This is a genomic window from Streptomyces sp. NPDC051020 (genome assembly GCF_040683105.1).
Classification (GTDB): Bacteria; Actinomycetota; Actinomycetes; order Streptomycetales; family Streptomycetaceae; genus Streptomyces.
Genome location: NZ_JBFBCG010000015.1, coordinates 12,691 through 30,476, shown reverse-complemented (window position 1 = coordinate 30,476; position 17,786 = coordinate 12,691). Strand labels below are relative to the sequence as shown.

Here is a 17,786-nt window from a genome sequence, read left to right as displayed (position 1 = left end):
TGCATCCCACGATATGGCTTCGGGCCCGCTGGGGCCCGAATGCCCCGTGCGTCCCCTGAACTCAGCCCTTGTCGAGATACTCCTCGCGCTCCTTGTCGAGCAGGGCGGCCAGCGCGGTGCGCAGCTCCGGCAGGCGGGCCAGGTCCGGGTCCGCCGCGACGATCGTCACGGCCTCCTCGCGGGCTGCGGCGATGACCTCCTCGTCGTCGATGACGGAGAGCACCCTCAGGGACGTGCGGACGCCGGACTGGGCCTGGCCGAGGACATCGCCCTCACGGCGCTGTTCGAGGTCGATCCGGGACAGTTCGAAGCCGTCGAGGGTGGCGGCGACGGCGGAGAGCCGGGCGCGCGCGGGGCTCGCCTCGTGCGCCTCGCTGACGAGCAGACAGAGGCCGGCGGCGGAGCCCCGGCCGACCCGGCCGCGGAGCTGGTGGAGCTGGGAGACGCCGAACCGGTCGGCGTCCATGATCACCATCGCGGTGGCGTTGGGGACGTTGACCCCGACCTCGATGACGGTCGTCGCGACGAGGACGTCGACCTGGCCCGCGGCGAAGCGCCGCATCACGTCGTCCTTGTCGTCAGGGTTCATCCGGCCGTGCAGCACCTCGATACGCAGACCGGCGAGGGCGCCCTTGGTGAGCTGTTCGGCGATCTCCAGGACCGCGAGCGGCGGGCGCTTCTCCCCGTCCTCCTCGGCCGCCTTCTCCGCGGCCTTCTTCCTGCTCTTCTTCTCGGCCTCGTCGTCGGCGTCGTCACCGATCCGGGGGCAGACGACGTATGCCTGATGCCCGTTGCCGACCTCCTCGCGGACCCGCTCCCAGGCGCGGCTGAGGAAGTGCGGCTTGTCCTTGGCGGGGACGACATGGCTGGCGATCGGCGAGCGGCCCGCCGGCAGCTGGTCCAGGACGGACGTCTCCAGGTCGCCGAAGACTGTCATCGCGACCGTACGGGGAATGGGGGTGGCGGTCATCACCAGCAGGTGCGGCGGCTGCTTTCCCTTGGACCGCAGCGCGTCGCGCTGTTCCACTCCGAAGCGGTGCTGCTCGTCGACGACGACCAGCCCCAGGTCGTGGAACTGCACCTTGTCCTCGATCAGCGCGTGCGTGCCGATCACGATCCCGGCCTCGCCGGTGACCAGGTCCAGCAGCGCCTGACGGCGGGCCGCCATCCCCATGGACCCGGTCAGCAGCACCACCTTCGTACCGAGGTCGGAGCCGCCCAGCATTCCGCCTTCCGCGAGCTCGCCCATCATGTCGGTGATGGAGCGGTGGTGCTGCTGGGCGAGCACCTCGGTGGGGGCGAGCATCGCGGCCTGTCCGCCCGCGTCGACGACGGCGAGCATGGCGCGCAGCGCGACCATGGTCTTCCCGGACCCGACTTCGCCCTGCAGCAGCCGGTGCATCGGGTGCTCGGTCGCCAGGTCGTCGAAGATCTCCTTGGAGACCTTCTCCTGGCCCTCGGTGAGGGTGAACGGCAGTTTGGCGTCGAAGGCGTCGAGCAGTCCGCCGTGCCTGGGGCTGCGTGCCACCGCCGGGAGCTGGGTGTCCGCGTACCGTCGGCGGGCGAGCGCGACCTGCATGACGAACGCCTCGTCCCACTTCAGCCGGTCCCTGGCGTCGGCGATGTCCGCCTTGGTCTGCGGGCGGTGGATCTTCAGCAGCGCCTCGGACAGCGGGGTGAAGCCGCGCCCCTCGCGCAGCGGGAGCGGCAGCGGGTCGACGGCGTCCCGGGCGCTGGGCAGCACGGTGTCGACGGCCTTGGCGATCCGCCAGGAGTCGAGCTGCTTGCAGGCGGGATAGATGGGCAGCAGCCGTCCGGCGAAGGCGTCCACCGCCTCCGTGGCCTCGTCGGCGTCCGCGGTGTCGAGCAGCTGGTACGTGGGGTGCGCGAGCTGCATCTTCCGGTTGAAGACGGAGACCTTGCCCGCGAACATCGCCCGGCGGCCCGGCAGCAGCTCCTTGTGCGGCTTGTGCACGCCGTGGCCGAAGAAGACCAGCTGCAGCCGGCCGCTGCCGTCGGTGAGGGTCACCTCCAGGCGCTTGCCCCTGCCGTTGTTGAACACCATGATCCGCGCGTCGGCGACCTGGGCGACGACGGTCACGTGCTCGTCCAGCGGGAGGTCGGCCAGCGCGGTGAGCTGGCCGCGCTCCTCGTACCGCCGCGGGTAGTGGTGCAGCAGATCACCGACCGTGTGCAGGTCGAGGTACTCGGCCATCACCTTCGCGGTGGCACCGCCGAGCAGCTTCTTCAGGGGTTCATCGAACGCGGACACGCGATCCATTGCACACCAAGCCACTGACAGAAGTCGCCCGCACCACCGGAAGCCCCTGGTCGGAAACGTCTGCGTACCCCCTGGGACCGGTCTGCGGCTCCTCGCTCGCGATCACCCCCCGCGGCATCGCCCGGCCCCCACCGGCGCCGCGGCGACGACATCCGAGACCTGAGCGAACTCCGCGTCTCCGGATTCGTCCTCCGCGTCCTTCTCCGCCCGGTCGCCGCACACCTTCCAGGTGGCTCTGCTCGGACTGGTCGATCCTCTCTCCCCTCACCTCTGCTCCGGGGAAGGAGGGACCGGGCCCGCCCCGGGGGGCTACTCCACCCCGATCAGCAGGGGAGCGCACTGGCGGCCGCCCCGGTACACCACCGTGTCCACCGCCAGGTACCCCTCACGCACATGCTCCTGCAGCGCCTCCGCCAGGCTGTCCGGCACGTCCTCGCCCAGGACCAGGGTCACGAGTTCACCGCCCGCCGACAGCATCCGGTCGAGCACGGCCCGGGCCGTACCGGCCACGTCCTCCCCGATGACCGCCACATCGCCGTCGATCAGCCCCAGGATGTCGCCGGCCTGGCAGATGCCCGCCATGGTCCACGACTGCCGCTCGGCGACGGCCAGTTCGGCGTACCGGGTGGCGCCGGCCGCGGCGGTCATCGCCACCACGTCCTCGTCGAAGCTGCGGTCCGGTTCGTGGACGGCGAGCGCCGCGATGCCCTGGACTGCGGCGCGGGTCGGGATCAGGGCGACCCGGATGCCTTCCGTACGGGCCTGCTCCGCGGCCGCCGCGGCCGTGTGGCGCAGCTCCGCGTCGTTGGGCAGCAGGACCACCTCGCGGGCGTGGGCGCGACGGATCGCATCGACCAGCTCACCGCTGGCGGGCGGCTCTCCGGGGCGGGCGAGCACCGTGGTCGCGCCGGCCTCCGTGCACAGCCCGGAGAGCCCGTCGCCCGGGACCACCACGACGACACCGCGCTGCGCGGGCTCGCCGCGGTGGGGGTGGACCCGGTCGGCGCCGAAGTGGGTGATCCGGATCCGGTACGGCCTGCCCGCCTCGACCCCGGCCTCCACCGCCGCACCGGCATCGTCGACATGGACGTGGACGTTCCACAGCCCGTCGCCACCGACCACGACGAGCGAGTCGCCGAGCCCGTCGAGCCGGGCCCGCAGCCGGTCGACGGCGTCGTCCCGGGCCTCCAGGAGATAGATCACCTCGAAGGCGGGTCCTTCCGCCGGCCCGCCTGCCGCGCAGTCGTCGGCGGCGGCAGCGGTCACGGGGGCGATGTCGGGCGTCGCCCAGGTCCCGCGTGCGGGCGCCTCACCGGAGACCGCTTCGACAAGCGCCCCCAGGACGGTCACCAGGCCACGGCCTCCGGCGTCGACGACTCCCGCCCGCCCGAGGACGGCAAGCTGCCCGGGGGTCGCGTCCAGTGCCGTACGCGCCCCTTCGTACGCCGCCTGCGCGACCGCTTCCGGTCTCGGGTCGCCCGCCGTCCGCCCGGCGGCCTCGGCGGCCGCCGTGGCCACGGTCAGCACCGTGCCCTCGACAGGGTGCGCGACGGCCTGCCGGGCGGCCTCGGCGGCCCGGGTCAGGGCGCGGCGCAGATGGTCCGCGTCGTGCCCGTCGGCCAGCACCTCCGCCATGCCGCGCAACAGCTGCGCAAGGATCGTGCCGGAGTTGCCGCGGGCGCCGATCAGCGCCCCGTGTGCCATGGCCCGTACGACATCGGCGAGGGCGGGCACGGACATACCGGTCTCATGGGCGGCGAAGACCGCCTCGACGGCGGCCGCCGCCGATTCCACCGTCAGATAGAGGTTGGTGCCGGTGTCCCCGTCCGCGACGGGGTAGACGTTGATCGCGTCGATCGCCTCACGCTCCCGGCCCAACGCCTCCAGCGCCAGTGAGCACCAGGTACGCACCGCGACGGCGTCCATGTCGTCGGCGGTCTGCGGCACCTGGTGTTCCTCCTGGAGAGCGGCCGTGCGGGCGGACTGACCCGCAGACTAGTCCCGCCCGGTGCGTCCGGCAGGGACAGGGGCGGGGCAGACGGCGGGGAAACCCATGGTAGTTTCGTTCTACCGACGCGGCCGTTGTATGCTGCTTCGGTTGCCCGATGAGAGTCGGGCCTTTCCTCCGGTACCGCCACTTCAGTCAAATGATTCCGGCGCGCCGGAATTCACTGTAAGTGCACCTGAAGTCTTTGGAGTGACCCGTGGCTGCCAACTGCGACGTCTGCGGCAAGGGGCCGGGCTTCGGCAACAACATTTCGCACTCGCACCGCCGTACGTCCCGTCGCTGGAACCCCAACATCCAGCGCGTGCGTGCCGTGGTCGGTCGGACGCCGAAGCGGCTCAACGTCTGCACCTCGTGCATCAAGGCCGGCAAGGTCGCGCGCTGACGTTCCCGTCGTAGCGCAGCCTTCCGGTTGCCCAAAAAGCCGGTCCATCTCGGTGGACCGGCTTTTTGCTGTGCTCCCCCACTTCCTGTCGCGGGGGAGGCCGTTACAGCTGCCAGCCGTGCCGGACCGGGCCGATCCCGGTGCCCAGTGGGAAGCCCGCCGCGATCGCCCCGGTGACGTACGCCTTCGCGGCCCGCACGGCCGCCGGTACGTCGTTGCCCCGGGCCAGCCCGCAGGCGATCGCGGAGGCGAGGGTGCAGCCCGTGCCGTGCGTGTGCCGGTTGTCGTCGCGGGGGGCGCGCAGCCAGTGCTCGGCGGTGCCGTCCGTGAGGAGGTCGACCGGTTCGCCGGGCAGGTGACCGCCTTTGATGACGACCCAGCGCGGCCCGTATCCCAGGATCTCTGCCGCGGCCTGCCGCATTCCGGTCTCGTCCGTGACCGTCACGCCGGTGAGCTGCGCCACCTCGTCGAGGTTGGGGGTTGCCACCGTGGCGACCGGCAGCAGCTTCGTCCGTACGGAATCGAGGGCTTCGGCAGCGAGCAGTGGATCACCGTGCTTGGAGACCCCCACCGGGTCGACGACCACCGGGGCGTCCGTTGCCGCGAGGAGTGCGGCGACGGTCTCGACGAGGGTGGCCGACGCGAGCATGCCGGTCTTCACCGCCTGGACTCCGATGTCGTCGACGACGCTGCGGTACTGGGCCCGTACCGCCTCCACGGGCAGCTCCCATGCGCCCTGGACGCCCAGTGAGTTCTGCGCGGTCACCGCGGTGATCACGCTCATGCCGTGCACGCCGAGCGCCAGCATCGTCTTGAGGTCGGCCTGAATGCCCGCACCACCGCCGGAGTCGGATCCGGCGACGGTGAGCACACGGGGTGGAGCAAGCGGTACCTGCGGTGCGTCAGAAGGTACGGGCATACGCCTCAATCTACTGGGCGTCCTCGATGCCGCCGAAGTGGTCCCAGCCGCCCTTGCTGGTCCAAGGGGCCCCGTCGACCGTCACCTGGGGCAGCGCCGACGGGTTGAGGACCTCGCCGATCACCTTCCAGCGGGCGGGCAGCTTCACGTCCTGGGGGAAGGTCGCGACGATCGCGTGGTCCTCTCCCCCGGTGAGCACCCACTGGAGCGGGTCCACGCCGACCGCCTGGCCGATGTCGGACATCTGCGAAGGGATGTCGATCAGCCCGGACCGCAGATCGATCCGGACCTTGCTGGCCTCGGCGATGTGTCCGAGGTCGGCGACGAGTCCGTCACTGACGTCCGTCATGGCGGTGGCGCCGAGTCCGGCGGCCGCGGGGCCCGCGTGGTACGGCGGTTCGGGGCGCCGGTGGGCCTCGACGAAAGCGCGCGGCGAGCGGAAGCCGCGGGAGAGGACCGCGTACCCGGCGGCGGACCAGCCGAGCCAGCCGGTGACGGCGACGACATCGCCGGGTCGGGCGCCGGCCCGGGTGACGGGTTCATGGTTGCGCAGATCGCCGAGTGCGGTGATCGCGACGGTGATGGTCTCCCCGCCGACGACGTCACCGCCGACCACGGCCGCGCCCGCGACCTGGCACTCGTCACGGATGCCGTCCATCAACTCGCCCGCCCAGGTGACCGGGAGTTCGGCCGGGACGACCAGGCCGAGCAGCAGCGCGGTGGGGACGGCGCCCATGGCGGCGATGTCGGCGAGGTTCTGTGCGGCGGCCTTGCGTCCGACGTCGTACGCCGTCGACCAGTCGCGGCGGAAGTGCCGTCCCTCCACCAGGATGTCCGTACTGGCCACGACCCTGCGGTCGGGAGCGGCCACGACTGCGGCGTCGTCGCCAGGTCCGAGCCGTACCGCCGGAGTGCTGGTGAGCCGGGACGTGAGCTCCTTGATGAGCCCGAACTCCCCCAACTCGCCCACGGTTCCCTTCACCGAGTCTCACCTCTCATCTGTCGCGCCGGACGGACGTCCGGTCTGGGTCGGCCGCCGGTGGTCCGGGCCGTGGCCCGGCCGCCGCCGGGAGCAGTCTGCCCCCGTTGTCACCGGCATGCCTGTCGCCCGTCCGCACCGCTGCGCTTGCACTCGCGGACCTTCAGTGCTGTCGGTACTGTCAAGGCATACGTCAACTCATGGCATCCGTGCGCCACGCTGTGGACGTCATCCGTTCCACAGGTCTCCCCGCCGCCCTCGGCAACGCGATACCGTGGCGTCTCTTTCCCCCACATGATCCTCGTGGCCGCCCTGGAGGTTCCGTGGTACAGGCGTACATCCTTATTCAGACCGAGGTGGGCAAGGCGTCGACCGTCGCCGAGACCATCGCGAAAATCCCGGGAGTGATCCAGGCAGAGGACGTCACCGGCCCCTACGACGTGATCGTGCGCTCGCAGGCCGGCACAGTCGATGAACTCGGCCGCATGGTGGTCGCCAAGGTCCAGCAGGTGGAAGGCATCACCAGAACCCTGACCTGCCCGGTCGTCCACCTGTAGCCCCCGTCTACGCTGGGCCGGTGACGTCCTTCCGCCGCCGGCTCCGCCGCCCCGTGTTTCTCGGTCCGTCCGCTGCCGTTCTGATGCTGGCCGCGGCGGGCTGCTCCACAACGGACGCCGCGGCGTCGATCACGGTCCCCACCCCGATGCCGGAAGCCGCAGCCTACTGCGGTGCCCTGCACAAGGAGCTACCGGAGACCGTTGCCGGACAGAACCGTGACGACTCCGGGCCGAAGTCCGTGCTGACCGCCTCTTGGGGGGACGGGGCGATCGTACTGCGCTGCGGTGTCGACCGGCCCGCGAAGATGGACGATCCCATGGCCAAGGGGACCGAGGCGGACGGCGTCAACTGGCTGCTGGAGCAGCCGGAGGACGCCGGTCCGCGCTTCACCACGACCTATCGCAAGGCATATGTCGAGGTGACGCTCTCGACGGCGTACGCCCATGACGCCAGCCCGATCGCGGCGTTCGCCCCGGCTGTCAGGAAGACGATCCCCAGCAGCGTGTAGCGCCGGGTCAGCGCAGGCCGGTGGGCCGGGTCAACGCCGCCTGGATCAGCCGGTCGACCAGCTCCTGGTAGCTCACACCGCTCTCCTGCCACATCCGCGGGTACATGGAGATCGGAGTGAAGCCCGGCAGCGTGTTGATCTCGTTGATGACGAACGTGCCGTCCTCGGTGAGGAAGAAGTCGGCGCGCACCAGGCCCTCGCAGGACGCGGCCTCGAACGCGTCGATCGCGAGCCGCTGGACCTCGGCGGTCTGCTCCTCGGTGAGCGGGGCGGGCACGATCCCGGACGCCGAGTCGATGTACTTGGCCTCGAAGTCGTAGAAGTCGTGCGAGGTGACGGGCGGGATCTCGGCGGGCACGCTGGCACGCGGTCCGTCCTCGAACTCCAGCACCCCGCACTCGATCTCGCGGCCGCGCAGCAGGGACTCGACGAGGAACTTGGGGTCGTGGCGGCGGGCTTCCTCGATCGCCTCGTCGAGTCCGGAGACGTCGTCGACCTTGGTGATGCCGATGGACGAGCCGGCCCGCGCGGGCTTGACGAAGAGCGGCCAGCCGTGTTCCCCGGCGAAGTCCACGATGCGCTTGCGGGCGGAGAGACGGTCATTGTCCCATTCGCGGGGGCGGACGACGACGTACGGGCCGACGGGCAGCCCGAACGACGTGAACACCCGCTTCATGTATTCCTTGTCCTGGCCGACCGCCGAGGCGAGCACACCGGCACCCACGTACGGCACACCGGAAAGCTCCAGTAGTCCCTGAAGAGTGCCGTCCTCGCCGTACGGGCCGTGCAGCACGGGGAAGACGACGTCGACCTCGCCGAGCGCCTTGGGGACCGAACCGGGCTCGCTGTACACCACTTCACGGCTGCCGGGGTCGACGGAGAGCACCACGCTGCCCTCGGAGGACTCGGCCAGTTGGGCCACGTCCGGCACCTTCCGGTCCGTGATGGCCATGCGCTCGGGCTCGTCGGCGGTGAGCGCCCAGCGGCCGTCCGTCGTGATGCCGATCGGCAGGACGTCGTACTTCGTCCGGTCGATGGCATTCAGGACGGCGCCGGCCGTGACGATCGAGATGCCGTGTTCGGAGCTGCGGCCGCCGAACACGACGGCCACACGCGGCTTGCGGAGCTGCTGCTCCGGGCTCTGGGGGAGGTTCTCGCTGCTCATATCACGATGAGCGTACCTGCTGGTACGGGTCGCGTCAGCGTCACCGGGGCCGGTCGGGCGTCAGTGCCGCTCGGCCTTCGCGCTGCGCGACATCAGCTCGCCCAGAGCGACCATCGGCGGCTTGCCCTCGTGGACGATGGAGACCACCGTCTCCGTGATGGGCATGTCGACGCCGTGCCGGCGTGCCAGATCGAGCACCGATTCACAGGACTTGACGCCCTCGGCGGTCTGTTTGGTGATGGCGATGGTCTCTTCCAGCGTCATGCCGCGGCCGAGGTTGGTGCCGAAGGTGTGGTTGCGCGACAGCGGCGAGGAGCACGTCGCCACGAGGTCACCGAGGCCCGCGAGTCCGGAGAACGTCAGCGGGTCGGCGCCCATGGCGAGACCGAGCCGGGTGGTCTCGGCGAGGCCGCGGGTGATGAGCGAGCCCTTGGCGTTGTCGCCGAGCCCCATCCCGTCGGCGATACCGACAGCGAGACCGATGACGTTCTTCACCGCGCCGCCGAGCTCGCAGCCGACCACATCGGTGTTGGTGTACGGGCGGAAGTACGGGGTGTGGCAGGCCGCCTGGAGGCGCTGGGCCACCGACTCGTCCTGGCAGGCGACGACGGCCGCGGCAGGGCGGCGTTCAGCGATCTCCTTGGCCAGGTTGGGTCCGGTGACGACGGCGACACGGTCCGCGGAGACCTTGGTGACGTCCTCGATGACCTCGCTCATCCGCTTCGCGGTGCCGAGTTCGACGCCCTTCATCAACGAGACGAGGACGGTGTCGGGGTCGAGGTGCGGGGCCCAGTCGGCGAGGTTGGCGCGCAGCGTCTGCGAGGGCACGACGAGTACGGCGAAGTCGGCACCGCGCAGCGCCCGGGCGGCGTCGGTGGTGGCCCGGATGGACTCGGGGAGTTCAATTCCCGGCAGATATTCGGGGTTGGTACGGGTCGTGTTGATGGCCTCGGCGACCTCGGCGCGGCGGCCCCAGAGGGTGACCTCGCAGCCGGCGTCGGCGAGGATCATGCCGAAGGCCGTACCCCATGAGCCGGTTCCGAAGACGGCTGCCTTTACGGGGTGCGTCACTTGGGTACCTCTCCTTCGGCCTTGCGTCGCTGTTCGGCACGCGCCTTGCGGTGGTCGTAGAGCTCGGCGGGCGCCTTCTCGCCGCGGATGTCCTCCAGCTGTGCGGTCACCGCGGCCATGATGACCTCGGTCGCCTCGCGCAGGACCTCGGGCGTCGGCTCCTTGTCGTAGAACCGGGAGAGGTCGACGGGCGGACCGGCCTGCACCTGGAGGGTCTTGCGCGGGAAGAGTTGGAGCTTCTTCTCCTTGGCGTACGGCGGCATCACCAGGTTCGCGCCCCACTGGGCAACGGGGACGACCGGGGCCTTCGTCATCAACGCGACGCGGGCGGCCCCGGTCTTGCCGGCCATCGGCCACATGTCGGGGTCGCGGGTGAGGGTCCCCTCCGGATAGAAGGCGACGCATTCGCCGCGCTCGATGGCGTCGACGGCGGCCCGGAAGGCGTCCAGCGCATTGGTCGTCTCGCGGTATACGGGGATCTGTCCGGTGCCGCGCAGCATCATTCCGACAAAGGGGGTCTTGAAGAGCCCCGCCTTGGCGAGGAGCCGCGGCACCCGGCCGGTGTTGTACTGGAAATGACCGTAGGAGAGCGGGTCCAGATACGAGTTGTGGTTGACCGCAGTGATGAATCCGCCTTCGGCCGGAATGTGCTCCATTCCCCGCCAGTCACGCTTGAACAGAACCACCAGCGGCGGTTTCGCGATGACCGCCGCCAGGCGGTACCAGAAGCCGATTCTGCGGCCGGACACTCGGACACCTTCCTCTACGGACCTGACGCGTATGCCTGCCTGTGGCGGTCAAGTGTCACCCCAGGCCCCTGCTCTGTCGAGAACACCGTACGCCCCGGTCCCGGGGCCACCCCTCCGGGTTGTCGCACCGGGTTGTCGTACCGGCAGGCGAGAATAGGCGGCGATGCGCACCGAGGGGGAGATCGCCACGAACACCGACCGGACCGGGGTGTGGTCCCTGGTCGTCCCGTTGAAGCCGCTGGCACGGGCCAAGAGCAGGCTGAAGCAGGCAGCGGGCCCCTTGCTGCGCCCCCGGCTCGCTCTGGCCTTCGCCCAGGACACCGTGACCGCCGCGCTGGCCTGCCGGGCCGTACGGGATGTGGTGGTCGTCACGGACGACCCGGTGGCCGGGGCCGCGCTCTCGGCGCTCGGCGCGCGCATCGTTCCCGACCGGCCGGCCGCCGGGCTGAATGCCGCGCTGGCCCACGGCGAGCGTGCGATACGCGACCGAAGGCCCGACGCGGCACTCGCCGCGCTGAACGCGGACCTGCCCGCGCTGCGTCCCGCGGAATTGACCCGGGTGCTCGAATTCTCCGCTGAATTCCCGCGCGCATTTGTTACGGATATGGCGGGAATCGGCACGACTTTTCTTTCGGCTTCGGCGGGGGTGGAATTGCGCCCGGCTTTCGGGGGTCCGTCCCGGGCCCGGCATCTTGCCTCCGGCGCGGTGGAAGTAGTCCCGGCCGGTATCGAATCGGTCCGCCAGGACGTGGACACCGGCGCCGATCTGCGGGCCGCGCTGGCCCTCGGGGTGGGTCCGCACACGGCGGGCAGCTTGACCTCGGACCTGCCCGCGAGGGACCGATAGGCTGCCGTTCATGCAGGCGACCTCGTACACGTACGACCCCGAGACCCGCACCGGCAGTGTGCTGCTCGACGACGGCACCCCGGTGGAATTCGATGCCCCGGCCTTCGACGCGGGCGGCCTGCGGCTGCTGCGCCCGGGGCAGCGGGTGCGGATCGAGGTGGAGGGCGAGGGAGCCGCCCTGCGGATCACCCTGGTGACGCTGCAGACGCTCTGACGGGCGCGTCCGGCCCGCGGGGCCGCCGGGCGCACCCCGGACAGCCCGCGGGCCGGGCTCCCCGAGGGGAGCCCGGCCCGGCGCGTGTGAGTAGCCCTGTGCTGCTCGGTCTCACTTCTTCCGCGCGACAGCCTTCTTGGCCGTGGTCTTGCGCGCCGTGACCTTCTTCGCGGGCGCCTTCTTCGCCGGGGCCTTCTTGGCGGGCGCGGTCTTGGCGGCGACGGCCTTCTTGGCAGTCGTCTTCTTCGCCGCTGCGGTGGTCTTCGCGGCCACCGTGGCCTTCTTGGCCGCCGCGGTGGTCTTCTTCGCGGTGACCTTCTTCGCCGCCGCGGCCTTCGCCGCCGTCACGGTCTTCTTGGCGGTGACCTTCTTCGCCGCGACCTTCTTGGCGGCGGCCTTCTTGGCCGCGGCCTTGGTGGTCGCACGGGCGGAAACACCGCCCGAGAGGCTGCCCTTGGGCGCCTTCTTCACGGCCACATCGTGCTTGGGGAGCTTCTTCGAGCCGCTCACCAGGTCCTTGAAGCCCTGTCCCGCACGGAAGCGGGGCACCGAGGTCTTCTTGACCCGCACGCGCTCGCCCGTCTGCGGGTTGCGGGCGTAGCGGGCCGGGCGGTCGACCTTCTCGAACGAGCCGAAACCGGTGACCGAGACCCGGTCCCCCGCGACCACTGCACGGACGATCGCATCGAGTACCGCGTCGACCGCGTCCGCGGCCTGCTGACGGCCGCCGACCTTGTCGGCAATCGCTTCTACGAGCTGTGCCTTGTTCACGTCTTCCCCTTCGGAGACATTGCCAGAACGTAAGTGTTCAAGCGTTTTCGCACGTTAGGCAGATATATACCGCAAATCAAACACGAAACGGGCTAATCACCCTAGTGCCGCAACGAAGTCGACCGCTGCACAGTTCCGCAGAGGTCAGTCACCTTCGGGGAATCGGCCCTCATCGAGGTCCTTCATCAACCGCTCCAGACGCCTTGCCGCATCCGGGAGATCGTGCTTCGCCGCGGCCGTGATGACCAACAGCTTCCGGGACAGCGCCATCCGTACGCCCTCCGGGACTTGCAGTGCGCGCACTCTTGCGTGCGCTTCCTTCAATCGGTCGGCGACTTGGCCGTAAAGCTTGAGTTGGCTGTCGCGTTCCATGCACCGATTGTGCCATCTGGGGCGAGTTGTCGCCCGATGGGGTCTCAACAAGCGACTGCGCCCCCTACCAGAAGGTAAGGGGCGCAGTACTGGAAACGCGCTGCTCAGGCGTTAATTGTACGCGGCTTGAAGGTCGGCCTTGCCACCTCATAAGACGCGATGTCCGCTTCGTTCTGAAGGGTGAGGCTGATGTCGTCCAGCCCGTTCAGCAGTCGCCAGCGGGCATTCTCGTCGAGCTCGAAGTCGGCGGTGATGCCCTCGGCTCGGACCTGGCGTGCCTCCAGGTCGACGGTGACCTCGGCGGCCGGGTCGGCCTCGGTCAGCTCCCAGAGTGCGTCGACGACCTTCTGGTCGAGGACCACGGTCAGCAGCCCGTTCTTCAGCGAGTTGCCGCGGAAGATGTCGGCGAACCGGGAGGAGATGACGGCCTTGAAGCCGTAGTTCTGCAGGGCCCAGACCGCGTGCTCACGGGAGGACCCGGTACCGAAGTCGGGACCGGCCACCAGGACCGTTGCGCCGTCCCGCTCGGGCCGGTTGAGGACGAACTCGGGATCCTTGCGCCACGCCTCGAAGAGCCCGTCCTCGAAGCCGTCGCGGGTGACCTTCTTCAGCCAGTGGGCGGGGATGATCTGGTCGGTGTCGACGTTGCTGCGGCGCAGCGGGACGGCCCGACCGGTGTGTGCGGTGAAAGCTTCCATGGTTCTCAGACTCCGGCGGACGTAAGGGCGTCGGACAGGTCGGCCGGCGAGGCCAGGCGGCCCAGCACGGCGGTGGCGGCGGCGACCTGCGGGGAGACCAGGTGGGTACGGCCACCCTTGCCCTGCCGGCCCTCGAAGTTACGGTTCGAGGTCGACGCGGAGCGCTCGCCGGGGGCCAGCTGGTCGGGGTTCATGCCGAGACACATCGAGCAGCCCGCGTGCCGCCATTCCGCGCCGGCCGCGGTGAAGACCTTGTCCAGGCCCTCCTCGACGGCCTGCAGGGCGACCCGGACCGAGCCCGGGACGATCAGCATCCGTACGCCGTCGGCGACTTTGCGGCCGTCCAGGATCGCGGCCGCGTTGCGCAGGTCCTCGATCCGGCCGTTGGTGCAGGAGCCTACGAAGACGGTGTCGACGCTGATCTCCCGCAGCGGCTGGCCGGCGGTCAACCCCATGTATTCCAGGGCCTTTTCGGCGGCGTTCCGCTCCGAGGCGTCCTCGTACGAAGCCGGGTCGGGGACGTGTCCCGACAGGGGCGCGCCCTGGCTGGGGTTGGTGCCCCAGGTGACGAACGGCGCCAGTTCGGCAGCCTCGATGACGACCTCGGCGTCGAAGACCGCGTCGTCGTCCGTGCGCAGCGTCTTCCAGTACGCGACGGCCGCGTCCCAGTCCTCGCCCTGCGGGGCGTGGTCGCGGCCCTTCAGGTAGTCGAACGTGGTCTCGTCCGGGGCGATCATGCCGGCCCGGGCACCTGCCTCGATCGACATGTTGCAGATGGTCATCCGGGCTTCCATCGAGAGCTTCTCGATGGCGGAGCCGCGGTATTCGAGGATGTAGCCCTGGCCGCCGCCGGTGCCGATCCGCGCGATGATCGCGAGGATCAGGTCCTTGGCCGTGACGCCCTCGGGCAGTTCGCCGTCGATAGTGATCGCCATGGTCTTCGGGCGAGCCAGCGGCAGCGTCTGCGTGGCCAGGACGTGCTCGACCTGGCTGGTGCCAATACCGAACGCCAGCGCGCCGAAAGCGCCGTGCGTGGAGGTGTGGGAGTCGCCGCAGACGACTGTGGTGCCGGGCTGGGTCAGACCCAGCTGCGGGCCGACCACGTGCACGACGCCCTGCTCGACGTCGCCCAGCGGGTGCAGCCGTACGCCGAATTCCGCGCAGTTCTTGCGCAGGGTCTCCAACTGGGCGCGGGAGACCGGGTCGGCGATCGGCTTGTCGATGTCGAGGGTCGGAGTGTTGTGATCCTCGGTGGCGATGGTGAGGTCGAGGCGCCGCACCCGGCGTCCGGCCTGCCGGAGGCCGTCGAAGGCCTGGGGGCTGGTCACCTCGTGCAGCAGGTGCAGATCGATGAAGAGAAGATCGGGCTCGCCGTCCGCGCGCCGGACGACGTGGTCGTCCCAGACCTTCTCCGCGAGTGTCCTACCCATCGCTTTCCCTCCGGCCGGCGTCTTCGCCGGCCCAACTAGAGATTTCGGTGCACCGTCGTCCGGACCCCGTGCGGGGCGGTGACTACGGGCCGTTGTGCGGCCGCCCCTACAGGTTCGCAACTTCCGCCGGAAATTGAACTTGCGTTTCACAGAGTGAGACGCAAGTATCGTCGTATGGACAACTCTAGCGGCGTCGGCGTTCTCGACAAGGCGGCTCTCGTATTGAGCGCCCTGGAGTCCGGCCCGGCCACCCTCGCCGGGCTGGTCGCGGCGACCGGGCTTGCACGACCCACGGCTCATCGACTGGCTGTGGCACTGGAACACCACCGGATGGTGGCGAGGGACATGCAGGGCCGGTTCATCCTCGGCCCCCGGCTGGCGGAACTCGCGGCCGCGGCAGGCGAGGACCGCCTGCTGGCGACGGCGGGCCCGGTGCTCACACATCTGCGGGACATCACCGGCGAGAGCGCGCAGCTCTACCGCCGACAGGGCGACATGCGGATCTGCGTGGCCGCGGCGGAGCGGCTGTCCGGACTGCGGGACACCGTGCCGGTGGGCTCCACCCTGACCATGAAGGCGGGTTCCTCGGCCCAGATCCTGATGGCCTGGGAGGAGCCGGAGCGCCTGCACCGCGGCCTCCAGGGCGCCCGCTTCACAGCGACGGCGCTCTCGGGCGTGCGCCGCCGGGGCTGGGCCCAGTCGATCGGCGAGCGGGAGCCGGGCGTCGCCTCGGTCTCGGCGCCGGTACGCGGGCCGTCGAACCGGGTGGTCGCCGCGGTCTCGGTCTCCGGACCGATCGAGCGACTGACCCGCCACCCGGGCCGGATGCACGCCCAAGCGGTCATCGACTCGGCAGCCCGGCTGAGTGAGGCCCTGCGCCGCACCGGCTGACGTACGGATCACCTACCGGCACGGCCCTCGGACCCGCCTGCCGCACGAGCCCGGCACACAGACCCGGCACAGCAAGAAATCGTTCCCCGGCCGTCCCAGCGTCGTGACGGCCCCCTCTCAGCCCTTCCGCTCCGTGGACGAGCGGTGCGCGAGACGGTCCGCCGCCCGGCGCCCCCGCTCCTCGATCGGCAGCACGCCCGCCGCCGCAGCCAGTCCGTACGGCGGCATGTCGGCGTAGATCGATTCGTACGACCCCTCGGGCGCGATGTATGTCTCGTGCCACAGCCCCACGTGCTGCCGGGACTTCTTCTCCTTGCGGTTCACCATCGCCCAGGCCTTGCGGTGGAACATGTCGGGCGCGGCGGCGTACGCGTAGAGCTTCTCCTTGGACTCCCAGTACTGGACGACGTAGTACGTCCTCGGCGATCCGGACAGCAGGGTGTAGCCGAGCAGCCCGCGGCTCCTGTCCCGGCTCAACTCCCGCAGCATGCGCGGCATTGCCGCAAGGGCCGGCAGCCAGTGGTGCACGCCCCAGAAGTGATTGATACGCATCCCGATGAGCAGGACGACCACGTCCCCCTCGGCTGCCGCGGTCGACCGCCCCGGTATCGGCTTCACACGCATGCCCTGCCCCCTGATCACTGTTGGAGAGTGCGGCTATCCACCGCTTGGACGGTGGCACCGCCCAAGCGGTGGCGCAAGGAAAGGCGCAGATGCGGCTCTCGGAACTGAGCAAACAGAGCGGCGTCTCGACGACAACGATCAAGTACCACCTGCGTGACGGGTTGTTGACGCCCGGTGAACACGTCAGCGCGACCCAGGCCGAGTGCAGCGAGAGCCATCTGCGCCGGCTGCGTCCGGTGCGGGCACTGATGCCGCCTCCCGGTGGCAACGGCCCGCGAGGGGGCCGGCCCACGTCGACGGCGAATCACTCGGCCGTACGATCCGGCTGGGCGCCGCCCTCCGGTCGCTGCCGCACGGCCCCGAGCCGGACGAGGACGCCGCGGAGACGGAATCAGCGCGCCGGGACTCCGACCGGCTTCTCGACCGGCTCGGCTGGGCGTTCATGCGGGAACTCGGTTCCCTTGACCCGACGTACCACCCACTGGTCGCTTCGATGGCCAACTCATCCGGCTCGGCCACCCCGGCGGCATCGAGTACGTGACCGAGCAGGCCCGCCTCATCGAGCAAGTCGCGGTCCGCGACCTGGACATGATGGAGTCCTGTCCGGCGGGAGTGGAGCGGGTGGAGATGGCGGTGGCCTCGGTCGTGCTCCACGAACCGCTGTTGCTGTCGCTGCGCCGGCCGGTCCAGGAGGAGGAGGAGGCGCGCCGACGGTACGGACTCTGAGCCGACAGGCCCGTGCGCAACGGGTCCGGGCGCACGACCAAGGGCCCTTCACTGGAGTGAAGGGCCCTTGGTTTCTTGCCTTGTTGTACCCCCGACCGGATTCGAACCGGCGCTACTGCCGTGAGAGGGCAGCGTGCTAGGCCGCTACACAACGGGGGCGTGTGTACTGCATCTTGCGCTGGGCTACCAGGACTCGAACCTAGAATGACGGTACCAGAAACCGTAGTGTTGCCAATTACACCATAGCCCATGGTGAAACCCGTACCCCCGACCGGATTCGAACCGGCGCTACTGCCGTGAGAGGGCAGCGTGCTAGGCCGCTACACAACGGGGGCCCTAGCGATCCTGCATCGAAATCGTGGGTGCGACCCAGATGATCTCGCGGGAAGGATCTGTACCCCCGACCGGATTCGAACCGGCGCTACTGCCGTGAGAGGGCAGCGTGCTAGGCCGCTACACAACGGGGGCGTGTTGTACAGATGAAGATCTGCGCTGGGCTACCAGGACTCGAACCTAGAATGACGGTACCAGAAACCGTAGTGTTGCCAATTACACCATAGCCCACCAAAACTCAACCCCCAGAGGGGTTTTTG

General features: G+C 69.9%; 18 protein-coding genes, 5 tRNA genes and 1 pseudogene. 7 read left to right on the top strand and 17 right to left on the bottom strand.

Annotation, left to right across the window (positions count from 1 at the left end):
- Positions 1 to 61: 61 nt before the first annotated feature.
- Both recG and AB0N06_RS11015 read right to left on the bottom strand, forming a co-directional pair.
- On the bottom strand, positions 62 to 2,281 hold the full coding sequence (recG, locus tag AB0N06_RS11020; RefSeq protein ID WP_366134385.1) for an ATP-dependent DNA helicase RecG: 2,220 nt from the start codon (positions 2,279 to 2,281) through the stop codon (positions 62 to 64).
- Positions 2,282 to 2,590: 309 nt separating this feature from the next.
- A complete protein-coding gene (locus AB0N06_RS11015; RefSeq protein ID WP_366134384.1) occupies positions 2,591 to 4,228 on the bottom strand; it encodes a DAK2 domain-containing protein in 1,638 nt (545 codons plus the stop codon).
- A gap of 257 nt (positions 4,229 to 4,485) precedes the next feature.
- Here AB0N06_RS11015 and rpmB point away from each other — a divergent pair, with 257 nt between their 5' ends.
- On the top strand, positions 4,486 to 4,671 hold the full coding sequence (rpmB, locus tag AB0N06_RS11010) for a 50S ribosomal protein L28 (RefSeq protein ID WP_030928661.1): 186 nt from the start codon (positions 4,486 to 4,488) through the stop codon (positions 4,669 to 4,671).
- A 103-nt stretch (positions 4,672 to 4,774) separates the two neighbouring features.
- On the opposite strand, the gene thiD is transcribed toward rpmB, so the two are convergent.
- Complete coding sequence (thiD, locus tag AB0N06_RS11005; protein WP_366134383.1) at positions 4,775 to 5,590, bottom strand: bifunctional hydroxymethylpyrimidine kinase/phosphomethylpyrimidine kinase; 816 nt, start codon at positions 5,588 to 5,590, stop codon at positions 4,775 to 4,777.
- Between the two features lie 10 nt (positions 5,591 to 5,600).
- Positions 5,601 to 6,572 (bottom strand): thiamine-phosphate kinase, encoded by a 972-nt coding sequence (locus AB0N06_RS11000; RefSeq protein ID WP_366134382.1) that lies wholly within the window; start codon positions 6,570 to 6,572, stop codon positions 5,601 to 5,603.
- A gap of 320 nt (positions 6,573 to 6,892) precedes the next feature.
- Between AB0N06_RS11000 and AB0N06_RS10995 the strand changes: the two genes are divergently transcribed.
- Both AB0N06_RS10995 and AB0N06_RS10990 read left to right on the top strand, forming a co-directional pair.
- Positions 6,893 to 7,126 (top strand): Lrp/AsnC ligand binding domain-containing protein, encoded by a 234-nt coding sequence (locus AB0N06_RS10995; RefSeq protein ID WP_358861084.1) that lies wholly within the window; start codon positions 6,893 to 6,895, stop codon positions 7,124 to 7,126.
- A gap of 20 nt (positions 7,127 to 7,146) precedes the next feature.
- On the top strand, positions 7,147 to 7,635 hold the full coding sequence (locus tag AB0N06_RS10990) for a DUF3515 domain-containing protein (protein ID WP_366134381.1): 489 nt from the start codon (positions 7,147 to 7,149) through the stop codon (positions 7,633 to 7,635).
- Positions 7,636 to 7,642: 7 nt separating this feature from the next.
- On the opposite strand, the gene AB0N06_RS10985 is transcribed toward AB0N06_RS10990, so the two are convergent.
- The 3 genes from AB0N06_RS10985 to AB0N06_RS10975 are packed head-to-tail and all read right to left on the bottom strand — an operon-like array spanning position 7,643 to position 10,620.
- Positions 7,643 to 8,800: a D-alanine--D-alanine ligase family protein gene (locus AB0N06_RS10985; RefSeq protein ID WP_366134380.1), complete on the bottom strand. Its 1,158-nt coding sequence runs from the start codon at positions 8,798 to 8,800 to the stop codon at positions 7,643 to 7,645.
- Between the two features lie 60 nt (positions 8,801 to 8,860).
- The gene (locus AB0N06_RS10980) at positions 8,861 to 9,871 is read right to left on the bottom strand and encodes an NAD(P)H-dependent glycerol-3-phosphate dehydrogenase (protein ID WP_366134379.1); all 1,011 of its coding nucleotides are present in this window, start codon (positions 9,869 to 9,871) and stop codon (positions 8,861 to 8,863) included.
- Positions 9,868 to 10,620, bottom strand: coding sequence for a lysophospholipid acyltransferase family protein (locus tag AB0N06_RS10975; protein ID WP_366134378.1), 753 nt, complete (start codon positions 10,618 to 10,620; stop codon positions 9,868 to 9,870). The genes AB0N06_RS10980 and AB0N06_RS10975 overlap by 4 nt, the downstream gene beginning before the upstream one ends.
- 163 nt (positions 10,621 to 10,783) lie before the next feature.
- Here AB0N06_RS10975 and cofC point away from each other — a divergent pair, with 163 nt between their 5' ends.
- A complete protein-coding gene (gene cofC / locus AB0N06_RS10970) occupies positions 10,784 to 11,467 on the top strand; it encodes a 2-phospho-L-lactate guanylyltransferase (RefSeq protein WP_366134377.1) in 684 nt (227 codons plus the stop codon).
- Positions 11,468 to 11,477: 10 nt separating this feature from the next.
- Positions 11,478 to 11,681, top strand: a complete 204-nt coding sequence (locus AB0N06_RS10965; RefSeq protein WP_366134376.1) for a hypothetical protein — start codon at positions 11,478 to 11,480, stop codon at positions 11,679 to 11,681.
- A 111-nt stretch (positions 11,682 to 11,792) separates the two neighbouring features.
- On the opposite strand, the gene AB0N06_RS10960 is transcribed toward AB0N06_RS10965, so the two are convergent.
- The 4 genes from AB0N06_RS10960 to leuC form a co-directional block, all read right to left on the bottom strand.
- On the bottom strand, positions 11,793 to 12,452 hold the full coding sequence (locus tag AB0N06_RS10960; protein ID WP_366134375.1) for an HU family DNA-binding protein: 660 nt from the start codon (positions 12,450 to 12,452) through the stop codon (positions 11,793 to 11,795).
- A 144-nt stretch (positions 12,453 to 12,596) separates the two neighbouring features.
- Complete coding sequence (locus AB0N06_RS10955) at positions 12,597 to 12,824, bottom strand: hypothetical protein (protein WP_366134374.1); 228 nt, start codon at positions 12,822 to 12,824, stop codon at positions 12,597 to 12,599.
- Positions 12,825 to 12,928: 104 nt separating this feature from the next.
- Entirely contained in the window at positions 12,929 to 13,522 is a 594-nt protein-coding gene (leuD, locus tag AB0N06_RS10950) for a 3-isopropylmalate dehydratase small subunit (protein WP_366134373.1), read from the bottom strand.
- Positions 13,523 to 13,527: 5 nt separating this feature from the next.
- The gene (gene leuC, locus AB0N06_RS10945) at positions 13,528 to 14,952 is read right to left on the bottom strand and encodes a 3-isopropylmalate dehydratase large subunit (protein ID WP_366134372.1); all 1,425 of its coding nucleotides are present in this window, start codon (positions 14,950 to 14,952) and stop codon (positions 13,528 to 13,530) included.
- Positions 14,953 to 15,126: 174 nt separating this feature from the next.
- Between leuC and ndgR the strand changes: the two genes are divergently transcribed.
- On the top strand, positions 15,127 to 15,843 hold the full coding sequence (gene ndgR / locus AB0N06_RS10940; protein ID WP_014048551.1) for an IclR family transcriptional regulator NdgR: 717 nt from the start codon (positions 15,127 to 15,129) through the stop codon (positions 15,841 to 15,843).
- Between the two features lie 117 nt (positions 15,844 to 15,960).
- Here the strand turns inward: ndgR and AB0N06_RS10935 are convergent, their stop codons facing one another.
- On the bottom strand, positions 15,961 to 16,467 hold the full coding sequence (locus AB0N06_RS10935; RefSeq protein ID WP_366134371.1) for a DUF4188 domain-containing protein: 507 nt from the start codon (positions 16,465 to 16,467) through the stop codon (positions 15,961 to 15,963).
- 89 nt (positions 16,468 to 16,556) lie between these two features.
- Here AB0N06_RS10935 and AB0N06_RS10930 point away from each other — a divergent pair.
- Positions 16,557 to 17,193 (top strand): annotated as a pseudogene (locus AB0N06_RS10930) (MerR family transcriptional regulator).
- Positions 17,194 to 17,279: 86 nt separating this feature from the next.
- Here the strand turns inward: AB0N06_RS10930 and AB0N06_RS10925 are convergent.
- The 5 genes from AB0N06_RS10925 to AB0N06_RS10905 all read right to left on the bottom strand — a co-directional run bounded on the left by AB0N06_RS10925 (position 17,280) and on the right by AB0N06_RS10905 (position 17,757).
- Positions 17,280 to 17,352: transfer RNA gene (locus tag AB0N06_RS10925), tRNA-Glu, on the bottom strand.
- A 19-nt stretch (positions 17,353 to 17,371) separates the two neighbouring features.
- Positions 17,372 to 17,443: transfer RNA gene (locus tag AB0N06_RS10920), tRNA-Gln, on the bottom strand.
- A 12-nt stretch (positions 17,444 to 17,455) separates the two neighbouring features.
- Positions 17,456 to 17,528 (bottom strand) — tRNA-Glu (locus AB0N06_RS10915).
- 60 nt (positions 17,529 to 17,588) lie between these two features.
- Positions 17,589 to 17,661, bottom strand: a tRNA-Glu gene (locus AB0N06_RS10910).
- A gap of 24 nt (positions 17,662 to 17,685) precedes the next feature.
- A tRNA-Gln gene (locus AB0N06_RS10905) sits at positions 17,686 to 17,757 on the bottom strand.
- Between the last annotated feature and the right edge of the window lie 29 nt (positions 17,758 to 17,786).